At 60.6% G+C, this 23,865-nt stretch carries 22 protein-coding genes; 2 read left to right on the top strand and 20 right to left on the bottom strand.

Features of this window, described 5'->3' with window-relative positions; all coding sequences use genetic code 11:
- Positions 1-3: 3 nt before the first annotated feature.
- Positions 4-777 carry an enoyl-CoA hydratase gene (locus CKW26_RS13275; RefSeq protein WP_095048895.1) on the top strand — a complete coding sequence of 258 codons (774 nt, stop codon included), beginning with the start codon at positions 4-6 and terminating at the stop codon, positions 775-777.
- Positions 778-987: 210 nt separating this feature from the next.
- On the opposite strand, the gene CKW26_RS13280 is transcribed toward CKW26_RS13275, so the two are convergent.
- The 10 genes from CKW26_RS13280 to argH form a co-directional block, all read right to left on the bottom strand.
- Positions 988-2,139, bottom strand: a complete 1,152-nt coding sequence (locus CKW26_RS13280) for an acyl-CoA dehydrogenase family protein (RefSeq protein WP_095048896.1) — start codon at positions 2,137-2,139, stop codon at positions 988-990.
- 3 nt (positions 2,140-2,142) lie between these two features.
- Positions 2,143-3,249, bottom strand: coding sequence for an enoyl-CoA hydratase/isomerase family protein (locus CKW26_RS13285; protein ID WP_095048897.1), 1,107 nt, complete (start codon positions 3,247-3,249; stop codon positions 2,143-2,145).
- A gap of 252 nt (positions 3,250-3,501) precedes the next feature.
- Positions 3,502-4,188 (bottom strand): HPP family protein, encoded by a 687-nt coding sequence (locus tag CKW26_RS13290; protein ID WP_095048898.1) that lies wholly within the window; start codon positions 4,186-4,188, stop codon positions 3,502-3,504.
- A 157-nt stretch (positions 4,189-4,345) separates the two neighbouring features.
- Complete coding sequence (locus CKW26_RS13295; protein WP_095048899.1) at positions 4,346-5,524, bottom strand: MFS transporter; 1,179 nt, start codon at positions 5,522-5,524, stop codon at positions 4,346-4,348.
- A gap of 163 nt (positions 5,525-5,687) precedes the next feature.
- Positions 5,688-6,575 carry a polysaccharide deacetylase gene (locus CKW26_RS13300; protein WP_095048900.1) on the bottom strand — a complete coding sequence of 296 codons (888 nt, stop codon included), beginning with the start codon at positions 6,573-6,575 and terminating at the stop codon, positions 5,688-5,690.
- The gene (locus CKW26_RS13305; protein WP_095048901.1) at positions 6,568-7,413 is read right to left on the bottom strand and encodes a polysaccharide deacetylase; all 846 of its coding nucleotides are present in this window, start codon (positions 7,411-7,413) and stop codon (positions 6,568-6,570) included. Before CKW26_RS13305 ends, CKW26_RS13300 begins: the two co-directional genes overlap by 8 nt.
- 201 nt (positions 7,414-7,614) lie before the next feature.
- Positions 7,615-8,439 (bottom strand): ABC transporter substrate-binding protein, encoded by an 825-nt coding sequence (locus CKW26_RS13310; RefSeq protein WP_095048902.1) that lies wholly within the window; start codon positions 8,437-8,439, stop codon positions 7,615-7,617.
- Positions 8,440-8,477: 38 nt separating this feature from the next.
- Positions 8,478-9,242, bottom strand: a complete 765-nt coding sequence (locus CKW26_RS13315; protein WP_064587499.1) for an amino acid ABC transporter ATP-binding protein — start codon at positions 9,240-9,242, stop codon at positions 8,478-8,480.
- 10 nt (positions 9,243-9,252) lie between these two features.
- Positions 9,253-10,131, bottom strand: a complete 879-nt coding sequence (locus tag CKW26_RS13320) for an amino acid ABC transporter permease (RefSeq protein ID WP_095048903.1) — start codon at positions 10,129-10,131, stop codon at positions 9,253-9,255.
- 151 nt (positions 10,132-10,282) lie between these two features.
- On the bottom strand, positions 10,283-11,710 hold the full coding sequence (gene argH / locus CKW26_RS13325) for an argininosuccinate lyase (RefSeq protein ID WP_095048904.1): 1,428 nt from the start codon (positions 11,708-11,710) through the stop codon (positions 10,283-10,285).
- A gap of 296 nt (positions 11,711-12,006) precedes the next feature.
- On the opposite strand from argH, the gene CKW26_RS13330 reads away from it, so the two are divergent.
- A complete protein-coding gene (locus tag CKW26_RS13330) occupies positions 12,007-12,972 on the top strand; it encodes a LysR family transcriptional regulator (protein ID WP_095048905.1) in 966 nt (321 codons plus the stop codon).
- Positions 12,973-12,974: 2 nt separating this feature from the next.
- Here CKW26_RS13330 and CKW26_RS13335 read toward each other — a convergent pair whose 3' ends face one another.
- The 10 genes from CKW26_RS13335 to arnB form a co-directional block, all read right to left on the bottom strand.
- Positions 12,975-13,493, bottom strand: a complete 519-nt coding sequence (locus CKW26_RS13335) for a GNAT family N-acetyltransferase (protein WP_095048906.1) — start codon at positions 13,491-13,493, stop codon at positions 12,975-12,977.
- A 107-nt stretch (positions 13,494-13,600) separates the two neighbouring features.
- On the bottom strand, positions 13,601-15,073 hold the full coding sequence (locus CKW26_RS13340; RefSeq protein WP_177409250.1) for a glycosyltransferase family 39 protein: 1,473 nt from the start codon (positions 15,071-15,073) through the stop codon (positions 13,601-13,603).
- On the bottom strand, positions 15,046-16,425 hold the full coding sequence (locus CKW26_RS13345; RefSeq protein ID WP_095048908.1) for a UDP-glucose/GDP-mannose dehydrogenase family protein: 1,380 nt from the start codon (positions 16,423-16,425) through the stop codon (positions 15,046-15,048). The genes CKW26_RS13340 and CKW26_RS13345 overlap by 28 nt, the downstream gene beginning before the upstream one ends.
- Entirely contained in the window at positions 16,422-16,832 is a 411-nt protein-coding gene (gene arnF / locus CKW26_RS13350; RefSeq protein ID WP_095048909.1) for a 4-amino-4-deoxy-L-arabinose-phosphoundecaprenol flippase subunit ArnF, read from the bottom strand. Before arnF ends, CKW26_RS13345 begins: the two co-directional genes overlap by 4 nt.
- Positions 16,829-17,173, bottom strand: coding sequence for a 4-amino-4-deoxy-L-arabinose-phosphoundecaprenol flippase subunit ArnE (gene arnE, locus CKW26_RS13355; protein WP_095048910.1), 345 nt, complete (start codon positions 17,171-17,173; stop codon positions 16,829-16,831). The genes arnF and arnE overlap by 4 nt, the downstream gene beginning before the upstream one ends.
- Entirely contained in the window at positions 17,170-18,822 is a 1,653-nt protein-coding gene (gene arnT / locus CKW26_RS13360) for a lipid IV(A) 4-amino-4-deoxy-L-arabinosyltransferase (protein ID WP_095048911.1), read from the bottom strand. Before arnT ends, arnE begins: the two co-directional genes overlap by 4 nt.
- Complete coding sequence (gene arnD, locus CKW26_RS13365; RefSeq protein WP_095048912.1) at positions 18,819-19,703, bottom strand: 4-deoxy-4-formamido-L-arabinose-phosphoundecaprenol deformylase; 885 nt, start codon at positions 19,701-19,703, stop codon at positions 18,819-18,821. The genes arnT and arnD overlap by 4 nt, the downstream gene beginning before the upstream one ends.
- Positions 19,703-21,694, bottom strand: coding sequence for a bifunctional UDP-4-amino-4-deoxy-L-arabinose formyltransferase/UDP-glucuronic acid oxidase ArnA (gene arnA / locus CKW26_RS13370; RefSeq protein ID WP_095048913.1), 1,992 nt, complete (start codon positions 21,692-21,694; stop codon positions 19,703-19,705). Before arnA ends, arnD begins: the two co-directional genes overlap by 1 nt.
- The gene (arnC, locus tag CKW26_RS13375; protein ID WP_095048914.1) at positions 21,691-22,713 is read right to left on the bottom strand and encodes an undecaprenyl-phosphate 4-deoxy-4-formamido-L-arabinose transferase; all 1,023 of its coding nucleotides are present in this window, start codon (positions 22,711-22,713) and stop codon (positions 21,691-21,693) included. The genes arnA and arnC overlap by 4 nt, the downstream gene beginning before the upstream one ends.
- A complete protein-coding gene (gene arnB / locus CKW26_RS13380) occupies positions 22,710-23,858 on the bottom strand; it encodes a UDP-4-amino-4-deoxy-L-arabinose aminotransferase (protein ID WP_095048915.1) in 1,149 nt (382 codons plus the stop codon). The genes arnC and arnB overlap by 4 nt, the downstream gene beginning before the upstream one ends.
- Positions 23,859-23,865 lie beyond the last annotated feature (7 nt).

Genomic DNA, 23,865 nt, shown 5'->3' on the forward strand with positions numbered 1-23,865 from the left:
ATCATGACTTACCAAACCATTCTGCTCGAAACCCACGGCCGCGTTGGCCTGATCACCCTCAACCGCCCGCAGGCGCTGAACGCGCTGAATGCGCAACTGGTCAGCGAAGTGAACCAGGCCCTTGATGCGCTGGAAGCAGATGCGAACATCGGTTGTATCGTCATCACCGGTTCGAAAAAGGCTTTTGCCGCGGGTGCCGATATAAAGGAAATGGCCGAACTGACTTACCCGCAGATCTACATGGACGATCTGTTCAGCGACAGTGACCGCGTGGCCAACCGGCGTAAGCCGATCATTGCCGCCGTCAACGGTTTTGCCCTTGGCGGTGGTTGTGAACTGGCGTTGATGTGCGACTTCATTCTGGCCGGTGACAACGCCAGATTCGGTCAGCCGGAAATCAACCTTGGCGTGTTGCCGGGCATGGGCGGCACTCAGCGCCTGACCCGCGCAGTAGGTAAGGCGAAAGCCATGGAAATGTGCCTGAGCGGACGTTTGATCGATGCAGTGGAGGCCGAGCGTTGCGGCATTGTTGCGCGGATCGTGCCGAGCGATGAACTGCTCGACGAAGCGCTGAAGGTTGCTGCGGTGATTGCCAGCAAATCGCTGCCGATTGCGATGATGATCAAGGAAAGTGTGAATCGTGCCTTTGAAGTGAACCTGACTGAGGGCGTGCGCTTCGAGCGTCGGGTGTTCCATGCGGCGTTTGCCACGCAGGATCAGAAGGAAGGGATGGCGGCGTTTATTGCCAAGCGTGAGGCTGAGTTCAAGGGCAAGTAACGCGTCTAGAGCGAAAAGCCCCTCACCCTAACCCTCTCCCGGAGGGAGAGGGGACTGATTGGGGGATGCTTGGGAGGTACGCCGACCTGAAAGTGCTTTATTGAATCCGTAATCGACCCGGTCTTTCAGGTCGACGTATAACGCCAGACACCTCGGTCGGCTCCCTCTCCCTCTGGGAGAGGGCTGGGGTGAGGGAAGGGGCCAACACCATCACAACTGATAGTTCTTCAGCTCCCGCGCAATCACCATCCGCTGAATCTCGCTCGACCCTTCATAGATCTGGGTAATCCGCGCATCGCGGTAATACTTCTCGACCGGATAATCCTCCAGATACCCATACCCGCCATGAATCTGAATCGCTGACGAACAGACCTTCTCGGCCATTTCCGACGCAAACAGTTTGGCCTGTGACGCCTCCGACAAACACGGTTTGCCCGCCGTGCGCAGTCGCGCCGCATGCAGGATCATCAGGCGCGCCGCGTTGATTTGCATGTGCATGTCGGCCAACAGATTGGCGATGCTCTGGTGCTCGTTGATCGGTTTGCCGAACTGGATGCGATCGCGCGAATACACCAGCGCCGCTTCAAACGCGGCACGGGCGATGCCCAATGCTTGCGCGGCGATGCCGATGCGTCCTCCTTCAAGGTTGGACAGGGCGATCGCCAGGCCTTTACCGCGTTCACCGAGCAGATTGGCCTCGGGAATGCTGCAGTCGTTCAGCGTCACCGCGCAGGTGTCGGAGGCGCGGATGCCCATCTTGTGTTCGGTGCGATCGACGATGAAGCCCGGGGTATCGGTCGGCACCAGAAACGCCGAAATGCCTTTCTTGCCCAGATCCGGATCGGTCACGGCAAAGACGATCGCCAGTTTCGCCCGTTTGCCGTTGCTGACAAATTGCTTGGCGCCGTTGATCACCCACTGGCCGTCACGCAGCTCGGCGCGGGTGCGCAGGTTGTGCGCCTCGGAACCGGCCTGCGGTTCGGTCAGGCAGAAGCAGCCGATGGTTTGCCCACTGGCCAGATCCGCCAGCCAGGTCTGTTTTTGCGCTTCGCTGCCGTAATTGAGCACCGGACCGCAGCCGACCGAGTTATGGATACTCATAAAGGCGCCGGTTGCGCCATCACCGGCAGAGATCTCTTCCACGGCCAAGGCATAGGCGACGTAATCGACGTAGGTGCCGCCCCATTCCTCGGGTACCACCATGCCGAGCAAACCGAGTTCGCCCATCTTCGCGACGAGCGCGTCATCGATCCAGCCAGCCTTTTCCCACGCCTGCGCATGGGGCGCGATTTCGCCACGGGCAAAGTCCCGGGCCATGTCGCGGATCATCACTTGTTCTTCAGTCAGTTCGAGATCGTGCATGGCTCAGCTCCCGCTCTCAGCAAACCCGTGGAAGAAACTCGCGACATGCTCTGCGTCCAGCGCAGCGAGGGTCGGCGGGTTCCAGTGCGGTGTCTTGTCTTTATCGATCAGCAGCGCGCGCACGCCTTCGATCAGGTCGCCGCGGGCGAACCACTGGCGATCCAGATGCAGTTCCAGCGCGAAGCACTGTTCCAGGCTCAAGTGGCGGCCGCGACGCAGCATCTCCAGGGTCACCGCCATGGCCAACGGCGAGCGGGTTTCCAGCAGGTCTGCCGTTGTGGTCGCCCATTCGTGGCTGTTGGCAACCGTCACTGCGCGTAGCTGCTCGACCATGCTCGGTACGTCCGGCAGGGCGAAGAAATGGTCGATGGCCGGGCGCAAAGCCTCAAGTGGCGCATCGGGCAAGGTTTGCACGGCGTGTTTGGCGAGCAGGTTTTGCAGGGCCTTGAGCGGCGTGTCCTGCCATTCCATCTGATCGAGTCTTTCGTCGAGCAGCGCCAGTTTGCTGCTGTCCAGATACCAGTCGGCCAAGCCGCAATACAGCGCGTCGGCGGCACGGATCTGCACGCCGCTGACCCCCAGATAGATGCCCAGCTCACCGGGAATGCGCGGCAGGAAATAACTGCCACCGACATCGGGGAAATAACCGATGGCCACTTCTGGCATCGCCAGACGGCTCTTCTCGGTGACCACGCGCAGATCGGCGCCTTGCACCAGGCCCATGCCGCCGCCGAGGACGAAACCGTCCATCAGCGCCAATACCGGTTTGCGGTAATGATGAATCGTCAGGTCGAGGGCGTATTCCTCGACGAAGAAATCTTCGTGCAGCGTATCGCCGCTTTTGAAACTGTCGTACAGGGAACGAATGTCGCCACCGGCACAGAAGGCTTTTTCACCGGCACCGCGCAGGACCACGGCGTGAACATCGATGTCAGTCGCCCACGCATCGAGCTGCTGTTGCAGCAAGCGCACCATGTCGAGGGTAATGGCATTGAGACCGGCGGGGCGGTTGAGGGTCAGGTGACCGATATGATTGCGAACCTCGGCCAGCACTTCGTTTTGCGTGGCATCCAAGGACGGGGTCCGCGGGGATGAAGCCTGAGCTGTCATCAGTAACTCCCTGCTTTTATTGTCTTTATTCGAGAAGCTCGCGCGCGAGCGTTACCGGATCGTAACAGTGCAAATTTGCCCTGTACAACCGGGATATTCGCAGGGGGAGTTTGCGTTTTTACATCACCCGAAATCACCGGGTTCCTATGTAGGAGCTGCCGAAGGCTCGGGCTGCGATCTGTTGACCTTTAAAACACAAGATCAAAAGATCGTCCGATCGCGGCCCGAGCCTTCGGCAGCTCCTACACGGGGTCAGCGGAATGTTTCGGTAATGCTGCGGCGCTTGGCGTGCAGTTCGCTGGAGTGAATCAGTTGCTCGAGATCTTCAGGGGTGACGTCGATAAACGCTTCCATCTCGGCCAAGGCAAGTTTCAGGTCTTCGGCGGTGATCGCCTGACTGTCGACCGGCCCAAGCACCGGCGCCGGTTCTGCCGGGCGTTTCGGGTAGCGGATGCGGGTCAGGTTGTTGTAGGCGAGCGCACTGAGCAGCATGCACGCGGCGCCGAGCATCACCGGTTCCATGGCTTTCCAGTCCATGGCGATTGTCGCCGGATCGGCCAGCACCAGCGTCAGCGCCAACGCGCCAGCGGGCGGATGCAGGCAGCGCAGCCAGCACATCAGGATCAGCGCCACACCCGCCGCCAGACAGGCGCTGCCAAGGGTTCGGCCAAGCACATGCGCCACCAGCAACGCGACCACGCCAGCACATAAATAGCCGCCGAGAATCGACCATGGCTGGGCGAGGGCGCCGGAGGACACGGCGAACAGCAACACCGCCGACGCGCCCAGCGGGCCGATCAGGTGGTAGGCCACTTCATGGCCGAACACCTGCGCGCACAGCCACACACTGAACAATGTGCCCAGCGCCATGCCGATGGCGGCGCGGCTCCATTCGGTCGGGCGGGTATTGATGGCGGCGGGCAACCAGCGAGCGAGCATGTGAATCCAATCCTTGCAGCAAATTCGAGGCAAAAAAAAGGACTTGTCCGGCATATCCGGAAAGCCCTCGAAGTGTTCCAACATTGGGGGAGGAACGCGCACAGTGTGCCGGGCAAACTCGATGCTGACAAATTCATATTAATGAAGATTTAGTGCATTAATGTTGAATTGAATCCGCGCGACGTCCGCTAAGAAAGCACAGGGTGCCGCCCATCGCGGTGAGTGCGCTCAAGGCATAGAACATCGTCGGTGCCGGTGTGTGCATCAGCAGGAAGCCGCAGATCACCGGGCTCAGTGCACCGCCCAGCGCCGCCAGATTCTGCGCGCCGTAGTAGCTGCCGCGCAGTTCTTCCGGAGCGAGGGTGTCGACAAAGAGGAACTCCGACGGGTAAATGATCATTTCGCCCAAGGTGAAGATGAACATGGCGATGCACCAGCTCAGCAAGCTGTCAGCCAGGCTGAAGCCGATAAGACCGAGAATGAACAGGCCGGTGCCGGCGGCGATCCAGTAGCGCAGTTTCTCGCGGCTGAGGAAGCGGCCGATCTGGTATTGCAGCAGGATCACCGTGATCGCGTTACAGGCGAGCAGGGCGGCCATGACTTGCAAGGCGCGCTTGGAGTCGCTGACCACCAGCAGGTATTGCGACAGATATAGGGTGAAGCGCCCGTGCACCACCGTGCTGAGCAGGCAACCGCAGGTGAACATGATCAGGGTGCGATCGTTTTTCAGGGTGACGAGGGTTTTCAGAAAGCTTGGCGGCTGACTGACCACGGCAATCGGGCTGGTGTCTTTGGGGATGCCGATCATCAGGAAGATACTGCCGAAGGCGATGGCGGCGGCGATCAGGAACGGTGCGATCGGGTAATGCCCGGCGATCACCACACCGAGCATCGGCCCGGTGGCGTAGCCGATGTTGGTCAGTGTATAGCGCAGGGAAAACGCCTTGGCCCGTTGGCTCATCGGCAGGTTTTCGCTGAGGATCGCCTTCGAGCCGATGAGGAACAGTGCCGACGCGGTTTCGGTAATCACCAGAGTCGCGGTGGTCAGGTACAGATCCTGGGCGAACGTCAGCAGGACGAAACCGATGGCACTGGAGAGCATGGCGACAATCAGCAGCCGGCGTTTTTCCAGGCGATCGATGATGTAGCCGCCATACAGCGCAAGCAGGGTGGCGATAAACACCGCAATGCCCAGCAGCAGCCCTACGTCCTGCTGGTTGAGACCGAGTTTGGTGCTCAGAAACAGCGTCAGCAGCGGGCTGGTGATGGCGCGGCTGACAACAATGGTCAGCGAGACAATCATCAGACGGCGGATGACGAGCGAGTAAGTGGCCACGGGGAATCGAATGTCCTTGTTTCAGTTGTTTTTGTGTTCGACTACAGACCGCGTCGTGCCCTTCGCGAGCAGGCTCGCTCCCACAGGGAATGTCTGAACAGTGAAGAACCCGTGTGGGAGCGAGCCTGCTCCCGAAGGCGCCAGATCAGCCAAATGCGTTCGGTCATGACAGATAGTCCCGATAGTGCTGCTCATAAACCGCTGCCGGGTGATCCGCGCCGACCGGTGCTGCGGTTTCTGCCCACCATTGCGCAACCTCGGCACCGGTGGCGATCCACACATCGTCATGTTGTTGAATGCCTTGCAGCAATTCGCGCAGCACGCTGATGCGTCCGGGTGTGGCGATGATTTCCGGGTGCAGGCGCAGCACATAACACAGGCCGAAGCGATGAAATCCGGCGAAGTCCATTTGCAGGTTGCCCAAGGTGTGACTGTAAGAGGCGATCCGCGATTGCGCCGGTGGCACGGCGGGGCTGAGATTGAAGGCGAAGTACGGTTCGTCTTCCAGTTCATAGTGCAACGGCAGTTCGATCACCTCAGGCGCAGTGGGATGGGCGAATGGCAGATCATCGCCGCGCCACGAAGAGGACCAGACGATGCCATGATCTTTCAACGCGGCCATAAAACCCGGCGCGCCGTTGCCGGCAGGGAGGCGAAACCCGCTCGGGCGTTGACCGGTCAGGGCTTCAAGTGCCGCACATCCTTTGCCGACGTCGGCACTTTGCTCCGCCAGATCAAGCCCGTCGTAATCCTGATGGTGGTAGCCGGCGCAAGCGATCTCATGCCCGCCGGCGCGAATCGCAGCGATGTGCTGCGGATTTTCTTCGGCGACGATACCGGGCACGAACCAGCTGCTGCGCACGCCCAGTTCCGCGAATAGGTCGAGCAAACGCGTGACGCCACGCTGGCTGCCATATCGCCAGACCGACAGGGTCTTGTCGCGACCTGCCACTTCCGGCGCCTGGGTGAGAATGCCGTGGATGTCGTTGTAATCGACGGTCAGCACAACTGCGCAGCGCTTGCCAGCGGGCCAGATCCTGGAATCAACCATGGTGATGCTCCTTCAGCCACCAACGGGCGACATCGCGGCAGGTGGCGAACCACACGTCATCTCGCTGGCGCATGTGTTCGAAGAGTTTTTCCAGCAACAGGATGCGTCCCGGTTTGCCGGTGATTTTCGGGTGGAACAGGGTGGTCAGGCACAGGCCTTCATTCATCGCGCCGTCGTATTCGCGCTGCCAGTTGTCGAGGGTCAACGCATAACTGGCGGTGCGATCAAGGCCGGACGGAAAGTTCGGCGCGCGGGTGTAGGCGAGGGAGGCGTAATCGTCCATCTCCCAGCGACCGGGGATTTCCACCAGCGGCGTGCTGTGGCCGGGGACGTTGACCAGATACGGGCGATCGTCGCCGCGCATGCTGCTGGAGTAAATGACGCCGTTGTCCGCAAGCATCGCCGGGGTTTCGGCGCGCCAGTCGCCGGACGGGGTACGGAAACCCTCGGCGCGGATGTGCAGGTGTTGCCAGAACACGTCCCTGGACTTGGCCATGACGGTTTGCTGTTGCTCCAGCGTCAGGGCGTAGAAAGATTCGTGTTTGTAGCCGTGATAAGCGACTTCATGGCCGCGCTCGACGATGGCCTGACATTGCTTCGGCCAGTTTTCCACGACCCATGCCGGGACGAAAAACGTGGTTGGCAACTTGAACGCATCGAGCAGATCGAGCAGGCGAGGCAGGGCGCGATAAGGGCCGTAGCCGCCGAAACCGAAGTACTCGGGTTTGTGCCAGATCGAGCCATTGAGCATGGCGTCGCCAGTCGGGCCGTCAAGGTCGAAGGCCAAGGCGAGGCAGGCTTTGTGTGGGTCGGGCCAGGTGGGTTGGCACGAAGACATGGTTGTGGCTCTCCGGTGTTGAATCAATAGAAAACCTCACCCCAGCCCTCTCCCGGAGGGAGAGGGCGCCGACCGAGGTGCTCTTTAGCGCGACATCGACCTGAAAGACCGCGCCGAGCTCAGGTTTCGAACACTTGAAGATCAGCTCCCTTTCCCCCTTGGGGGAGAGGGTTGGGGTGAGGGGGGGATCGATCTCGAAGGTTACTTGCCAGCGTTGATGGTCACTTCCTTGATCGCGCCCAGTTCCAGCTCCCACTTCTTCAGGATCGCGCCATAGCTGCCGTCATCGACCATGCTCTGCAGGGCAACCTTCACCGCTTCACTCAGCTCAGGCTTTTTCTTGCTCACACCAAGGCCGGTGAACTGCACGGAGATCGGCTGGCCGACGGTCTTGTACATGTCCTTTTCCTGAGTCTTCAGGTACGACAAAGTCTCGCTGCCTTGCATCGCCGCGTCGATGCGACTCTGGCGCAGTTGCGCACGAGCGTCGGCCGAGCCTTCGGTGCCGATCACGTTGATCGCCGGTTTGCCGGCCGCTTCGCAGTTGGCCTTGCTCCACGCGGCGATTTCCGCCGGGAACGTGGTGCGGCGGCTGGTGCCGACTTTCTTGCCGCACAGGTCGATGATCTCGTTGGTCGCGGCGTTCTTCTGCAAGGTGTAGAACTGCGGGCCGCTGGTGAAGTAGTCGACGAAGGTCACGCTGGCCTGACGCTCGGCGGTGTCGGTCATGCCCGACAGCACCATGTCGACGCGGTCGGTGGTCAGCGCGTTGATCATTTGCTCGAAGCCGGTTTCCTGCCATTTGATCTTCACCCCCAGACGTTCGGCGAGGGCATTGCCCAGGTCGTAGTCCAGGCCGGTGAGGGTGTTGGTCGCCGGGTCCTTGAAATCCATCGGTGGATAGTTGGGCATGATCGCGACGACGATCTCGCCTTTTTCCTTGATGCTGGCCGGCAAATCGGCGGCCACGGCGAAACCGCAAGACATGACGGACGCGAGTACAGCGGGGATTACGAAATTCTTCATGGTCGTTCTCTTATGCGTGTTGTGACACCAATCGGTGCTTAGGTTCGAACGGCAGAAATGAAGCTTTGGGTGCGCGGGTTTTGCGGACTTATTAGTATTTCTTCGGGGCTTCCAGCCTCCACGATCTGCCCGCCGTCCATGAACACCATGCGATTGGAAACCTCGCGGGCGAAGCCCAGTTCATGGGTGACGACGATCATGGTCATGCCGGTCTGCGCGAGATCTCGCATCACCGACAGCACCTCACCGACCAGTTCCGGGTCGAGTGCCGAAGTGGGTTCATCGAACAGCATCAGCTTCGGACGCATGGCCAACGCTCGTGCGATCGCCACACGTTGCTGCTGACCGCCCGACAATTCGATCGGATAGCTGTCGCGTTTGTCGGCGAGGCCGACGCGGGCCAGCAGTTCCAGGGCTTCTTCGTGCGCCTCTTTCGGCGAACGCTTGAGCACCTGGCACGGGCCTTCGATGATGTTTTGCAGCACAGTCATGTGCGGGAACAGGTTGAAACGCTGGAACACCATGCCGGTGGCCAGGCGTTGCCGGGCGATCTGCGACTCGTTGAGTTCGTGCAGTTTGTTGCCGACCACGCGGTAGCCGACCAGTTCGCCGTCAACCCAGAGGCCGCCCTTGTCGATCTTTTCCAACTGATTGACGCAGCGCAGCAGGGTGCTCTTGCCCGAGCCGGACGGGCCGATGATGCACAGCACTTCGCCTTGCTCGACCTCGATGTTGATGTCCTTGAGCGCGTGGTACTGGTCGTAATACTTGTTCAGGCTGACGGCCTTGACGATGCTTCTCATGTTCGACTCCTCAAGAACGCTTGCCGGCGCCGCGAGCGAAACGACGCTCCAGACGGCTTTGACCGAAGGACAGCACGGTGACGGTGGCCAGGTACCAGATACCGGCGACGATCAGTAGCTCCATCACGCGGGCGTTGGCGTAGTAGATGTTTTGCGCGTTGTAGAGCAGTTCCGAGTACTGGATCACGCTGGCCAGCGAGGTCATTTTGACCATGCCGATAAACTCGTTGCCGACCGGTGGAATGATGATGCGCATGGCCTGCGGCAGGATGATCCGGCGCAGCGCTTGCAGGCGCGGCATGCCGATCGACTTGGCGGCTTCGTACTGGCCGGTGTCCACCGACAGCAGGCCGGCGCGCACCACTTCAGCGGTGTAGGCGCCCTGATTGATGCTCAAACCGAGCAGCGCGGCCACGAACGGCGTCATCAGGCTGACGGTGTCGAGTTCGAACACGCCCGGAATGCCGATGGTGGGGAAAATCAACGCCAGGTTGAACCACAACAGCAGTTGCAGAATCAGCGGCGTACCGCGAAACAACCAGGTGTAGGTCACGGCCACGTAGCGCAGGATCGGGTTGGCCGACATGCGCATGATCGCCGTGATCACCCCGAAAACGATGCCCAGCGCCATGGCCAGCACCGCCATGATGATGGTGTTGAACAGGCCCCACATGATCGCTTCAGAGGTGAGGAACTGGCCGATGTACGACCATTCGATCTTGCCTTCGGCGAAGGCGCGCACCAGGCCGATAATCGCGATGACAATCACGGTAGCGAAGAAAATCCGCCCGTAATAGCGCCGAGGCACGTGCTGGTACTGGGTGATATCGAACTGGTTTTCCGCCAGTTTGCGCTCCGACTGGAGTCGTTCTGCCTGGGTCTGGCTCATGGTGTTTCTCCCAACTGTTCTTTCAAATCCAACACATTCCACTGTAGGAGCGAGCCTGCTCGCGAAGGCGACAGCACCTTCAACATCGCAGTTGGCTGACCCATCGCTTTCGCGAGCAGGCTCGCTCCCACAGGGTTTTGCGTTGGCGGCTTCAGAGGCGGAAGCCCTGGTAGTTTTCGGTCCACTGCTGTTGCGCGGCGAGGGTGGTTTTCAAGCGGCCGATCTGTTCGCGCACCTGTTGCGGCGCAGTACCACCCCAACCATTACGGGCCGCAATGGCGGCTTCCAGCGTCAGGCTGTCGCGCACATCGGCGGTCAGGCGTGGATCGATCTCGGCCAGCAGCGCCGGCGAGGCCTCCCACAATTCGATGCCGTGTTTTTCACAGGCCTGCACCAGCGCCCCGGTGATTTCGTGGGCTTCCTTGAACGGCACGCCGCGCACTGCCAGCCAGTCGGCAACCTCGGTGGCGAGGGTGAAACCCAGCGGGGCTTGGCGGCGCAATTCTTCGACGTTGACGGTCATGGTCGCGACCATCCCGGCCATGGCTGGCAGCACCAGCAGCAACGTGTCGACGCTGTCGAGCACGCCGTGCTTGTCTTCGCTGAGGTCGCGGTTGTACGACAGCGGCAAGGATTTCAGCGTCGACAGCAAACCAGTGAGATTGCCGATCAAGCGTCCGGCCTTGCCCCGCGCCAGTTCGGCGATGTCCGGGTTTTTCTTCTGCGGCATGATCGAGCTGCCAGTGGCGTAGGCATCGTCCAGATCGACCCAGCGGAATTGCCGTGATGACCACAGGCAAAACTCTTCGGCCAGCCGCGAAATGTTGATCCCGAGCATGCTGGCGATAAACAGGAATTCGGCGACGTGATCGCGGCTGGCGACGGCGTCGATGGAGTTTTCGCAGACCCCGGCGTAGCCCATTTCCTTGGCCGATTGCTGCGGCTGGCGGGCTATCGCCGAACCGGCCATGGCCGCTGCGCCGAGTGGCGACAATGAGGTGCGCGCGTCCCAGTCCACCAGACGCTGCACGTCCCGCAGCATCGATTGCGCGTGGGCCAGCAAGTGGTGAGCGAATACGATCGGTTGCGCCTGCTGCAAGTGAGTGAAACCCGGGCAGATGCTTTCGACGTGTTGCTCGGCCTGAGTCACCAGCGCTTGCTGCAAGGCGAGGACTTCGACGGCGAGGGTGCGTACGTGATCGCGCAGAAACAGGCGCAGGTCGTTGGCGGTCTGGTCGTTGCGCGAACGGCCGGCGCGCAGCTTGCCGCCGAGGGCGCCGAGGCGTTCGGTCAGCAGGCGTTCGATAAAGGTGTGAACGTCTTCGTCATCCAGCGTTGGCGCAATACGTCCGGCGCGGAAGTCGGCACCGATGCCGTCCAGGGCTTCCAGCATGGTGCGGGTTTCCTGCTCGTTGAGCAGACCGGCCCGCTGCAGTTCGCCGGCATGCGCCTTGGAACCGGCCAGATCGTACGGCGTCAGGCGGAAATAGCGCTCGGGGCACCGGGAGAGGGCGGCCAGGGCGGCTGAAGGGCCGCTTTTGAAACGGGCACCCCAGAGACGGTCGGTGGCTTGAGACATGTGTTGTTTTCCTCGTCGGTAACGCGAACTGAAATCGCTGTGCATGGCCGTGATCGTTGCTGGAAAGTCAGCAGACGGCGTCAGGCCAAAGCAGTGTTCAAGAGGGCAGTTGCTAGAGAGCGAGAACTGATCGAAGTGTCAGCTTTTAATGTTTCGAGATCAGTGAGTTGGCACTGATGTTCGGGATTTTTTGGCGGTTGCCAAGGCTGGTTTTCTGTGATCATTATTATTAGCCGGCGATGTTTTTGTTGTTGGACACAGATTGTTGAACATTGCGCCAGAGGTAAATCAGCATTATGGAAACCCCACTTTCCAATTCCGGAAACCCGCCGCCGAAAATGGCCCACCGAGCACCGCTGACCCTCAGCGGACTGGATTTCAAACTGCTCAAGGTGTTCAAGGCGGTGGTCGAGGCAGGAGGCTTCAGCGCCGCGCAAAACGAGCTGAACGTGGGCCTTGCGGCCATCAGCAAGCAGATCTCCGACCTGGAAATCCGCATCGGCATGCGTCTGTGCACACGCGGCCGCGAGGGGTTTCACCTGACCGAAGAAGGTCGCCTGGTGTATCAGGCGTCGATTGATCTGTTTGCGTCGGTGGACAACTTTCGTGATCGACTTAGTTCTGCGAAGAATGAACTTATCGGTGATCTGGGTGTGGGCGTTATCGACAATACGATCAGTGATGAAAACTCACCGCTAGTTGCCGCGCTAAAACAACTTAACGAACAATCGCCGAAGGTCAGGTTTCAACTTCAAGCATCGCAACTGGATGAAGTGGAAAGAGGCGTGGTAGAGGGGCGTTTAGTGGCTGGAATAGTGCCGGTTTATCAACGCCGTGAAGAGTTCGATTATTACCCGCTGTACGAGGAGCGCTCGGAAGTCTACTGCGCGGTCGGGCATCCGTTGTTCGACATGGCGGAGGCGCAAATGGGCAGCAATGTCTTGCAGGAATACGAGTGCATCAACCACCGCTACGCGATCCATCGCGACAAGCTCAACTATGCGCGCTATGACAGTTTCTCGGCGTCAGCGACCCAGGTCGAAGCCGTGGCCTTGCTGATCAAGACCGGCCGTTTCGTTGGTTTTCTGCCCCGGCATTACGCGGCAACGCTGGTGGCAGCAGGGCAGATGCGTGCGGTGCTGCCCGAGCGGATCAACATCATGACGCCGTTCAATCTGATCCTGCGGCACAACACCGTGCGCAGTCCGTTGGTGAAGGCATTCGCAGAGGCATTGGGCGTCGATCTGAAAGCCACGATCTGATTTCAAGGCAACGTCAGGCGCATGGCGCAGCGCCGGTGGCCGGGTAAACCGTGGGCGATTTCATCGTTCAAGGCGTCGACTAAATACCCGCTTGTTTCCTCGCTATTCAAACGCTGGAAACCGATCTTCTGATAGAACGGCGCATTCCACGGCACATCAACGAAGGTGGTCAGCGTCACGGCGCAAAGTTGTTGCGCCCAGGCATGCTCGATGACCGCCGACAGCAACTTGCGGCCAATACCCTGACCCTGAAAGTGCTGGCTGACGGACAGCTCCTCTACATGCAGTTGGTTATCGACCGGGACGGCCCGCAAGAACCCGGCAAGTTGCCCTTCAGGGGATCGTGCGACCCAAACCCTGGCCTGCTCGATGGCCTGTAAATGCAATTCGACGCCGGCCACTTCGGCGTCGGCCAGCCAGGCCAGTTGCGGATCGAGGCGAAACAGCCCGGCGGCCGAGCGTTCGATGGCGGGGAGGGCGGGCGCGTCAGCGGGCTGCGCAAGACGGATGGTCATATTCATGTAGGAGATGCCACAGTCTACGATTTTGAATTTGGGACGCGGAGCGTCCCAGGCTGCATGCCCACGCAGAGCGTGGGAACGATCAAGATCGCAGCCTTCGGCAGCGCCTACAAGGGATTAGCGTAAAGCAGGACGTAATCGTTTTTGTCGAAGCGGCCACTGAGTATCGGTTGCAATTCACACAGCGGCGTCCCCCGCAGGGCCAGAAAATCACTGCGATCCATCATCAGCCACGCCGGACCTTTGAGCGCCTCCAGTTGCTGGATCGAGTCGCTGAACTGCGGTTGCAGATCCTGCTCGATATTGACCATGAACTTAATCGCCTTCGCATCCTTGCCCATGCCATGCAACACCAGCGGCGCCGGGTTTTGTTGAACTTGGGCAAACACCGCGTGACTGAATCCCTGGGTGTCGTACAAACGCCGCTCCACCGGCTCGAACACTGCCGCGTACACCGTCCACAGCGCCAACACCGCAGACAACGCCAATACCTCGACACGCCAACGCGGGATCAACAATCGCGACAACGCCAAGAGTTGCAGCAGGCCCAGCACGATCAACACCAAAGACACTTCACTCAATTGCTCGGGAAAGCGCCGTCGAGCGACCAGTAACACAACCATCAACAATCCCGGCGTAACCAGCCAAACACCCAGCATCAACCCGCGCAACCAACGAAACACCCGCCCATGCGCGACCTGAAACGGATACGCCGCAATGATCGCCGCCATGGGCAGCATCGGCAGCAAATACCGCGCCTTCTTCGCCTGGGGAATCGACAGCCCGACCATCACAATCATTCCCGCCGCCGCGCAGTACTGCACCAGACGCAGCGCCGGGCCACGTTGCTGCGGTTTGCTCAGCCAGGCCGCCACCAGTACCAGTAATGCCAGCGGATAGGCCAGCGCGTAGTTGCCGAACGAACTGGTGAAGTAATACAGCGAACCGCTGACGCCTTCGCTGCCGTCCATGCGCCCCATGAACTGCATGCGGATCACGTCCTGCAAGAAGACCGGGCCACCGCTGAGTTTCGCCAGCCACAACAGCAGGCCGACACAGACTGCGAGCAACAGCGAAGCCAGTACGCCGAACACCAGCAGACGCGTCCACTCACGGTTGAGCAGGTAATAGCTGCACAGCATGCCGGTCGGCACCACCAGACCAATCGGTCCGCGAATGCCGAAGCCGAGCAGCAGCAACGCGAAGATCAGCGCCCAACGCCGCGAGTACGGTGCCAGCAGTCGATACATCAGCGTCACGATCAGCGCGCCGGCGCCGGCACTTGGCGCCCACGCCGTAAACGCATTCACCGCGCCGAACGGCAGCGACAGCAGCCAGATGAACAGCGTCGAAACCGCTGAATAATCCGCATACGGTTGATCATAGGTGGTCGGAAACACCGTCGGCCCATGCCGCAGCATTTCTTGCGCGAACAACACGAACCGCGAATCGAAACCGATCGGCGCCTGCCCGTAGACCCCGGCGATGAACACTAAAAACGCCAGCAGCCCTGCGATCAGGGACTGCCGGCGAATCTCAGGCGATAAGCTGATCAAGCGACATCGGACGCGTGTGGCCATTGTTGCAGCGGGATCGGCAACTTACGCGATTCGCCACGGCCCATCGGGAAGTACTGGAAGCCATTGCGCGCCAGTCGCTCGGCGTCGTACAGGTTGCGGCCGTCGAAAATCACCGGGGTGTTGAGGCGCTGTTTGATCAGATCGAAATCCGGCGCCTTGAACTGCTGCCATTCGGTGCAGATGATCAGTGCGTCGGCGCCGGGCAGTACCGATTCCGGCGTGCCCATCAACATCAGCTTCGACTCGTCCGGGTAAAGGTTCTGGGTTTCCTGCATGGCTTCCGGGTCGAAGGCGCGCACGCTGGCACCGGCGGCCCACAGCTCCTCCAGCAGGACACGGCTTGGCGCATCGCGCATGTCATCGGTGTTGGGTTTGAACGCCAGCCCCCACAGGGCGAAAGTCTTGCCGCGCAGATCACCCTTGTAGAACGCGTTGATGCGCTCGAACAGCTTGTGTTTCTGCCGCTGGTTGATCGCCTCGACCGCTTGCAGCAAGTCGCTGAAGCAGTGCGCTTCTTCGGCGCTGTGAATCAATGCGCGCATGTCTTTGGGGAAGCACGAGCCGCCATAACCGCAGCCGGGGTAGATGAAGTGGTAACCGATGCGCGTGTCGGCACCGATGCCCTGGCGTACCGATTCGATGTCGGCGCCCAGGTGCTCGGCCAGTTCGGCGATCTGGTTGATGAAGCTGATCTTGGTCGCCAGCATGCAGTTGGCGGCGTACTTGGTCAGCTCAGCGCTGCGCAGATCCATGAACATGATGCGGTCATGGTTGCGGTTGAATGGCGAGTACAGATCGCGCATTACGTCGCGCACCTCATCACCTTCGCAGCCGATGACGATACGGTCCGGGCGGCGGCAGTCAGCGACTGCCGAGCCTTCCTTGAGAAATTCCGGGTTGGAGACGATATCGAACTGCAGCAGGCGGCCGACCTTGATCAAGGCTTTTTCGATGTGCGTGCGCAGGGTGTCGCCCGTGCCTACCGGCACCGTGGATTTCTCGACGATGATCACCGGCTGTTCGCGATGGCGGGCAATGGCATCGCCGACCGATAGCACGTAGCGCAGATCGGCCGAACCGTCCTCACGCGACGGCGTACCCACGGCAATGAACGCTACCCGACCGTGCTGCACGGCGAGTTTTTCATCGGTGGTGAATTGCAGGCGTTTCGAATCCAGACCTTCGCGCACCAGGCTGGCCAGCCCCGGCTCAAAAATGCTGACATGACCCTGGCGCAACAGGTCGACCTTCTTCTGGTCGACATCCATGCACACGACATCATGGCCGACCTCGGCCAACACAGCCGCTTGCACCAGACCGACGTAACCGCTGCCAAATACTGTGATTTTCATGGAGCACTCCTGAATTCGGGCGCACGAGCCGGACGAGTGTTGATGGTGATGACCCCGAGCATGACCAGCGCCACGCCCAGTGATTTAGTGAAACTAAAAGATTCGTTGAACAGCGGCAGACTGGCCGCCAGCAGATAAACCAGCGCATAGCTGATGCTCAGCAGCGAGTAAGCCCGGCCCAACGGCAGATCGCGCAGGGCGGCGAGCCAGCAAAGCATCGACAGGGCGTAGGCAAAAATCGCCGCAATGACCACGGCCAGGGCCAGGGCCAGCCAATCGAGGCTGTCGATGTGCAGCCATTGTTCCGGCACGGGCAGGCGGGTCATGCTCCAGCGCATGCCCAATTGCGCAGCGCTGACGAAGAACACACTGCCTAGCGCGAAGGTGATGCCGCGACGTTGATTCATGACTGTTGTCCCAGCAAAACCACGCCGCCGATCACCAATGCCACGCCAAGCCAATGCTGGCGGTCGATGGGTTCACGGAAGACGAAGCGCGCGATCAGGGTGATCAGCACAAAGTTGAGGCTGAGCATCGGGTAGGCGATGCCGACTTCCAGACGCTGCAACACCAGCAGCCAAACCAACAGACCCGAGCCGAGGGCGAGCAGGGCCAGCCACAACCACGGCGTACGCAGTTTGTCGGCCCAGCCCGACTCGACACCGCGCCAGCTCTCCACGGCGTGCTTCTGCGCAACCTGCCCGAGGCAGGTGAGCAGGCACGCAGCCAACAGCAGCAACAGGCTCATGACGCCTCCTTGGGCAGGATCATGATCACCAGGTTGCCCTGCTCATAACGGACGCCGTCCTTTGGCAATCTGTCGATTTCGTCCAGTTCGTCCTGCCCCTTGACGCGCATCACCACGCCGACCGCACCGCTGCGGCGTGCCTCGCGCATCCACTGTTGCACGTGATCGGGATCGACCCGCTGTTGAATGCCGTCAGGATAGGCAAGGCCATATTTCAATTCGCCTATCGTGTTGTACAACGCGACTTGCGGGGTTTTCAGGCGCCAGGCCAGTGCGGACGCGGCACCGAGGTCGTTACTCAGCAGGTGGGTGGTTTGCGCCAGTTCGGTGACGTGATGCTTGATGAACTGATCCGGCATCTTGTTGGCGACCACCGATTTGGGCAGCGCCGCCGGCAACACCGCGATCAGCAACAGGCTGCCCAGCGCCGGAGCCGCCCAGCATTGCAGCGGCAGAAAGGCTTGCAGCAGGTTGGCGATGATCCAGCCGATCAGGGCAATGAACACCAGCACCAGGCTGTGCAGTTCGTGGTCGTAGACCGGTTTGGTCAGTTGCAGATAGACCAGCGCGATCAACGTGACGATGCCCAGCAACAGATTCAGCACACCGTTGATGCTCAGCGCCCGACCTTGCTCCAGACGCAAACGATCGGCCAGCGCATTGCCCAGCAGCAACGCCATCGGCAGCAGGCACGGCAGGATGTAGGTCGGCAATTTGCCGTTGCTCAGGCTGAAAAACAGCAGCGGCATCAGCAGCCACAGCAGCAAAAACACGACTTTGGGCTGAGCGCGGCTTTGCCAGGCTTGCTTGAACGCGGTCGGCAACAACCCGATCCACGGTAGACTGAACGCGACCAGCAGCGGCAAGTAAAACCACCACGGCGCATCGTGTTGTGCGTCATCACCGGCAAAGCGACGAATGTGTTCGTGCCAGAAGAAGAACCGCCAGTAGTCCGGTTCCTGCGCATGCACCGAAAGCACCCACGGCAGGCTGACGAGGATCGCCACGGCAATCGCCACCGGGCCGAACATCAGCAGTTCACGCCAGCGTTTTTGCCAGAGCATCCACGGCAGGGCGATCAGCACCGGCAGCAACCAGGCGAGAAAGCCTTTGGTCATGAAACCCATGCCACACGCCAGCCCCAGAACAGCCCAGGCCGCTATGCGCTTGCCGTTGGTGTGGCTGTCGACGGCAAACCACAGCGCCACCAGACTCAGATTGACCCAGCAGGTGAACTGCGGATCGAGGTTGGCGTAACCGGCCTGACCGGCAACAATCGTGAAGCTCATGTAGAGCAGGGCGCAGACGAAGCTTTTACGCGGCTCGTCCCACAAGCGCCGGGCGAGCAGATAGCACAGCAGCACACTCAACCCGGTGCTCAGCGCCGATGCAAAGCGCACGCCGAACAGGTTCTGCCCGAACAACGCCTGACCCAGCGCGATCATCCAGTAGCCGGCAATTGGCTTCTCGAAATAACGCAGGCTCATGAAGTGCGGCGACACCCAGTTGCCACTGAGCAGCATGTCCTGGCTGATCTGTGCGTAACGAGTCTCATCAGGAATCCACAAACCGTGCGTGCCCAGCGGCAGCAGGTAAGCCAATAAGCAAATACCCAGCAACAGCAGTGGCAGCGTCCAGCGTTTAATCATGCGCCTTGCACTCCCAGCCAGCCTTCACGGCCGTCGAGGGTGCCGCGTTGCACGCGCCCCACGGGCAAGGTGTTGAAGAACTCGGGCAGCAAGTCGCCCAGTGGTTTGAAGTCGATTTGGCGCTGACGCGCATCGGCGAGTAATTGACGAAAACCCTCAGCCATCAGAATCCCTTCTACTTCGGCATGAATGGTGTAGACGTTGAGCTGTTGCGGGCGGAAGTGATCAAGGATGAAACCGTTGAAATCCCGCGCCGCGACGATGGGGCCGACGACTTCATCGAAGGTCGGCAGGTCCACCGGAATCTGCGGCGTGCCAGGCGTGCCATCGGCCAACAGCGGACGAAACAGACGCCGCCCACGGCAATCGCTGTTGTAGCGAAAACCGAAGGCTTGCTTGGCCTCGATCACGCGCTCGTCGGCACGCCAACCGGCGGCGGCCGAGCACTGGATTTTCTCGCCGAGAATGTCGCTCAAGGTGTCGACGCCCTGACGGATCTGCTCGATCAGTTGCGTGTCGCTCCAGCGCCCGGCATTGGCCTGCCAGCCGTGGTGATCCCACGCATGCAAACCCACTTCATGACCGGCATCACGGGCCTGACGCATCAGGTGCCCGAGATCGCGGCCAATCGGCTTGCCCGGCCACGCGGTGCCGGCCAGCAGAATGTCCCAGCCGTACAGGCCGGCCGCATTGGAGCGGAGCATCTTCCAGAGAAACTGCGGGCGGATCAGGCGCCACAGATGCCGGCCCATGTTGTCAGGGCCGACACTGAAGAAGAACGTTGCCTTGACCTGCGCCTCGTCGAGCATTTCCAGCAAGCGCGGCACACCTTCACGGGTGCCGCGAAAGGTGTCGACGTCGATGCGTAGACCGGCCTGCATTAGCGCTTGTCCGCTTGTTCGAGCATGGCTTCACGCAAGAAGAAGTCGAGCGTGTTGCCAATGGTCTCGCGCATTTCCACGGTCGGCGTCCAGTCGAGCAGACGTTTGGCGTTGGCGATGCTGGGTTTACGGTGTTCGACGTCCTGGTAACCGGCACCGTAGAACGCCTTGCTCTCGACATCGCGGAAACCGGCGAACGGCGGGAAGTTGTCGCGCAGCGGATGCGCTTCGAACTGACGCAGCAGCTCTTCACCCAACTGACGAATGCTGGCTTCGTTGTCCGGGTTGCCGATGTTGATGATCTGGCCGTTGCAGACGTCGTTGTCGTTATCGATGATCCGTGCAAGTGCCTCGACGCCGTCAGCGATGTCGGTGAAGCAGCGTTTTTGCTCGCCACCGTCGAACAGGCGAATCGGCGTGCCTTCGACCAGGTTGAGGATCAACTGGGTGATGGCGCGGGAGCTGCCGATGCGTGCCGAGTCCAGGCGATCGAGACGCGGGCCCATCCAGTTGAACGGGCGGAACAGGGTGAAATTCAGACCCTTGGCGCCGTAGGCCCAGATCACCCGGTCCAGCAGTTGCTTGGACACGGAGTAGATCCAGCGCTGCTTGTTGATCGGGCCGACCACCAGGTTGGAAGTGTCTTCATCGAAGTGTTTGTCCTGGCACATGCCATAGACTTCCGAGGTCGACGGGAAGATCACGCGCTTGTTGTACTTGACGCAGTAGCGCACCAGTTTCAGGTTTTCTTCGAAGTCGAGTTCGAACACACGCAGCGGGTTGCGGGTGTATTCGATCGGCGTGGCGATGGCCACCAGCGGCAGGACCACGTCGCACTTCTTGATGTGGTACTCGATCCACTCGGAGTGAATGCTGATGTCGCCTTCGACGTAGTGGAAGTGCGGATGGCTGCGCAGACGCTCGATCGCGTCGGAACCGATGTCCAGACCATAGACTTCGTAGCGGTCATCACGCAGCAGGCGCTCAGACAAGTGATTGCCGATAAAACCGTTGACGCCGAGGATCAGCACGCGAGTACGGCGTGGCGCACGGCCGGACTCGGCACCGCGCAACAGCGAGCCGTCGACCAGACCCAGTTCACTGGCCAGTTGCGGGCCGCTGAGGAACAGACCGTTGTCGTTGCGCTGACCGGAGAGGATCACCAGCGAATCTTCGCCGCAGGCAATGCGCAGCGGATTGACGCTGATTACTCGGCCCGGTGCCTGGCCGTCGTTGCCCTTGGCAACTTCAGCGCTCCAGACGATCAGTTTGTGCTCGCCCACAGCGCAGAACGCGCCCGGGTAAGGTTGGGTCACGGCACGCACGAGATTGAACAGTTGCTCGGCCGGTTTCGCCCAGACCAGTTTGCCGTCCGCGGCGGTGCGACGACCGAACACCGTGGCTTTCGATTCGTCTTGTGGGGTTTCGCTGATCTTGCCTTGCAGCATGGCCGGCAAGGTGTCGCGCAGCAGATCCGTCGCGGCGATGCGCAATTTGCCGTGCAGGCTCAACGCGGTGTCGCTGCGTTCAATGGCGATACGCTGTTGGGCAACAATGGCGCCGGCATCGGCACGTTTGACCATGCGGTGCAAAGTGACGCCGGTTTCGCTTTCGCCGTTGACCAGTACCCAGTTGGCCGGGGCGCGGCCACGGTAGCTTGGCAGCAGCGAACCGTGCAGGTTGAACGCACCTTTTTTCGCCAGTGCCAGCAGCGGCTCGCTTAGCAGGTTGCGATAGTAGAACGAGAAAATATATTCAGGATCGAGCTTGGCGATGCGCTCGATCCACAGCGGGTGGTTGACGTCTTCCGGCGCATGCACCGGGATGCCTTTGGTGGCGCACAGTTGTGCGACCGAGCTGTAAAACGCGTTCTCTTTCGGGTCATCGGCGTGAGTGAACACCGCCGCAATGTCATAGCCGCTGTCGAGCAGGGCTTGAATGCCGGCGCAGCCAATATCGTGGTAAGCGAAGACAACAGTTTTTGCACTCATGAGTGAACCTGACCGGTAGTAGAAGTAGAAGAGAGACCGTCAACCGTGACGGCAGGCGCTGGCTCGGCGGCGTGGCTGCGCAAGACTTTTTCGATGAAGAAACGCGGGCGGGCGCGCACGTCGCTGTACATGCGCCCCAGGTATTCGCCGAGCAGGCCCATGCCGATGAACTGGCCACCGGTGAACACAAACAGCACCGCGAACAGCACGAACATGCCGTCACCGGCCCAGCCGGAACCGAAAGCCAGACGCATAACGATCAGTGCGAAAGCAAACAGCAACCCAAACCCGGCCATGGTGAAACCGACGATGCTCAGCAGGCGCAAAGGTGTAGTGGTCATGCAGGTGATCAGGTCGAACATCAGGTTGATCAGGCGCATCGGGCTGTACTTCGAATCGCCGTGCTCACGTTCGGCGTGAGCCACGACGATTTCGGTGGTGTGGCGGGCGAAGCTGTTGGCCAGAATCGGGATGAAGGTGCTGCGTTCACGGCAGGCGAGCATTGCGTCGATGATCGTCCGGCGGTAAGCGCGGAGCATGCAGCCGTAGTCGCTCATGGCGACGCCGGTGGAGCGTTGCACGGCGAGGTTGATCAGCTTCGACGGATAGCGGCGCAGGGCCGAATCCTGGCGGTTGCCGCGCACGGTGCCGACCACGTCGTAACCCTTTTCCGCTTCGGCGACCAGCCGCGGGATTTCTTCCGGCGGGTTCTGCAGGTCGGCGTCGAGGGTGATCACCACATCGCCTTTGCATTGTTCGAAACCGGCCATGATTGCTGCGTGCTGGCCGTAGTTACGGTTGAGGATGACCGCCACGAACGGGCTGTCTTCACGGGTCGCGGCTTCTTCCAGAAGGTTGGCGGACTCGTCACGGCTGCCGTCGTCGACGAGGACAATTTCAAAGTCGTGACGCAGCATCTTGCAGGCGGCTTCAGTACGGCGCAGCAGTTCCGGCAGGCTGTCCTGTTCGTTGTAGACCGGGATGACGATCGACACACAGCGGATCGGATAGGTTTTCACGGGCGTTTGTCCATAAGGGTGGCGATGGCGCCGACCACGCGATCAAGGTCCTGATCGCTCATGTCGGGGAACAACGGAATCGAGCACAGCCGCGCCGAGTTCCACTCGGTGTCGGGCAGGTAAAGGTCGGGGTCACGCTGGCGATACCAGGTGTGCAAGTGGGTGGCGATGAAATGGATGCCGGAGCCAATGCCTTGGTCCTGCAAGCCTTTCATGAAGGCTTCGCGGTCCATGCCGCAGCGCTCGCTGTCGATGCGCAGGATGAACAGGTGCCAGGCGTGGGTTTGTGCGTAGGCGGGCAGGGCCAGCGTTTGCACCGGCAGGCCTTCGAGTTTTTGCCGGTAGGCGGCGGCCAGTTCGGTGCGGCGCGCATTGATTGCGTCGAGACGCTCCAGTTGCACCAGGGCAATCGCGGCATTGATGTCGGCGAGGTTGTATTTGAACCCCGGTTCCATCACTTGCGCCTGCGGCTTGCGGCCACCGGTCAGACGATCGTAGGCGTCGACGCCGAGACCGTGGAACTTGAGCATGCGCACGCGGCTGGCCAGCGCTTCGTCGTCGGTGACGAACATCGCGCCTTCGGCGCAGGTCATGTTCTTGATCGCGTGGAAGGAGAAAATCGCCGTGCCTTGCACACCGACGTGCCGGCCCTTGTAACGGGTGCCAGCAGCGTGGGCGGCGTCTTCGATAATGGCGATGCCGTGTTTGTCGGCCAGCGCGTACAGCGGATCAAGATCAAACGCGGCGCCGGCGTAATGCACAGGAATGATTGCTTTGGTGCGTGGGGTGATGGCGGCTTCGATGCGCGCGGCATCGGTCATCAGGGTGTCGCGATCAACGTCGACGAACACCGGTGTGGCGCCGAGCAGGGAGATCATGTTGGCGGTCGAGACCCAGGTCTGCGACGGGGTGATGACCTCGTCACCCGGGCCAATGCCCAAGGCCAGCAAAGTGATGTGCATGCCGCCGGTGGCCGAGGAAAGTGCCACGGCGTGTTTGCAACCGACATAGTTGGCGAAGTGTTCTTCCAGTGCCTGGTTTTTAGGGCCGGTGGTAATCCACCCTGACCGCAATACTTGTTCAACGGCGGCTATTTCTTCATCGCCGATACTCGGGCGGGAAAACGGCAGAAACGCTTGACTCATAAGAACC

The sequence above is a fragment of the Pseudomonas sp. Irchel s3h9 genome (genome assembly GCF_900187475.1).
Lineage (GTDB): Bacteria > Pseudomonadota > Gammaproteobacteria > Pseudomonadales > Pseudomonadaceae > Aquipseudomonas > Aquipseudomonas neuropathica.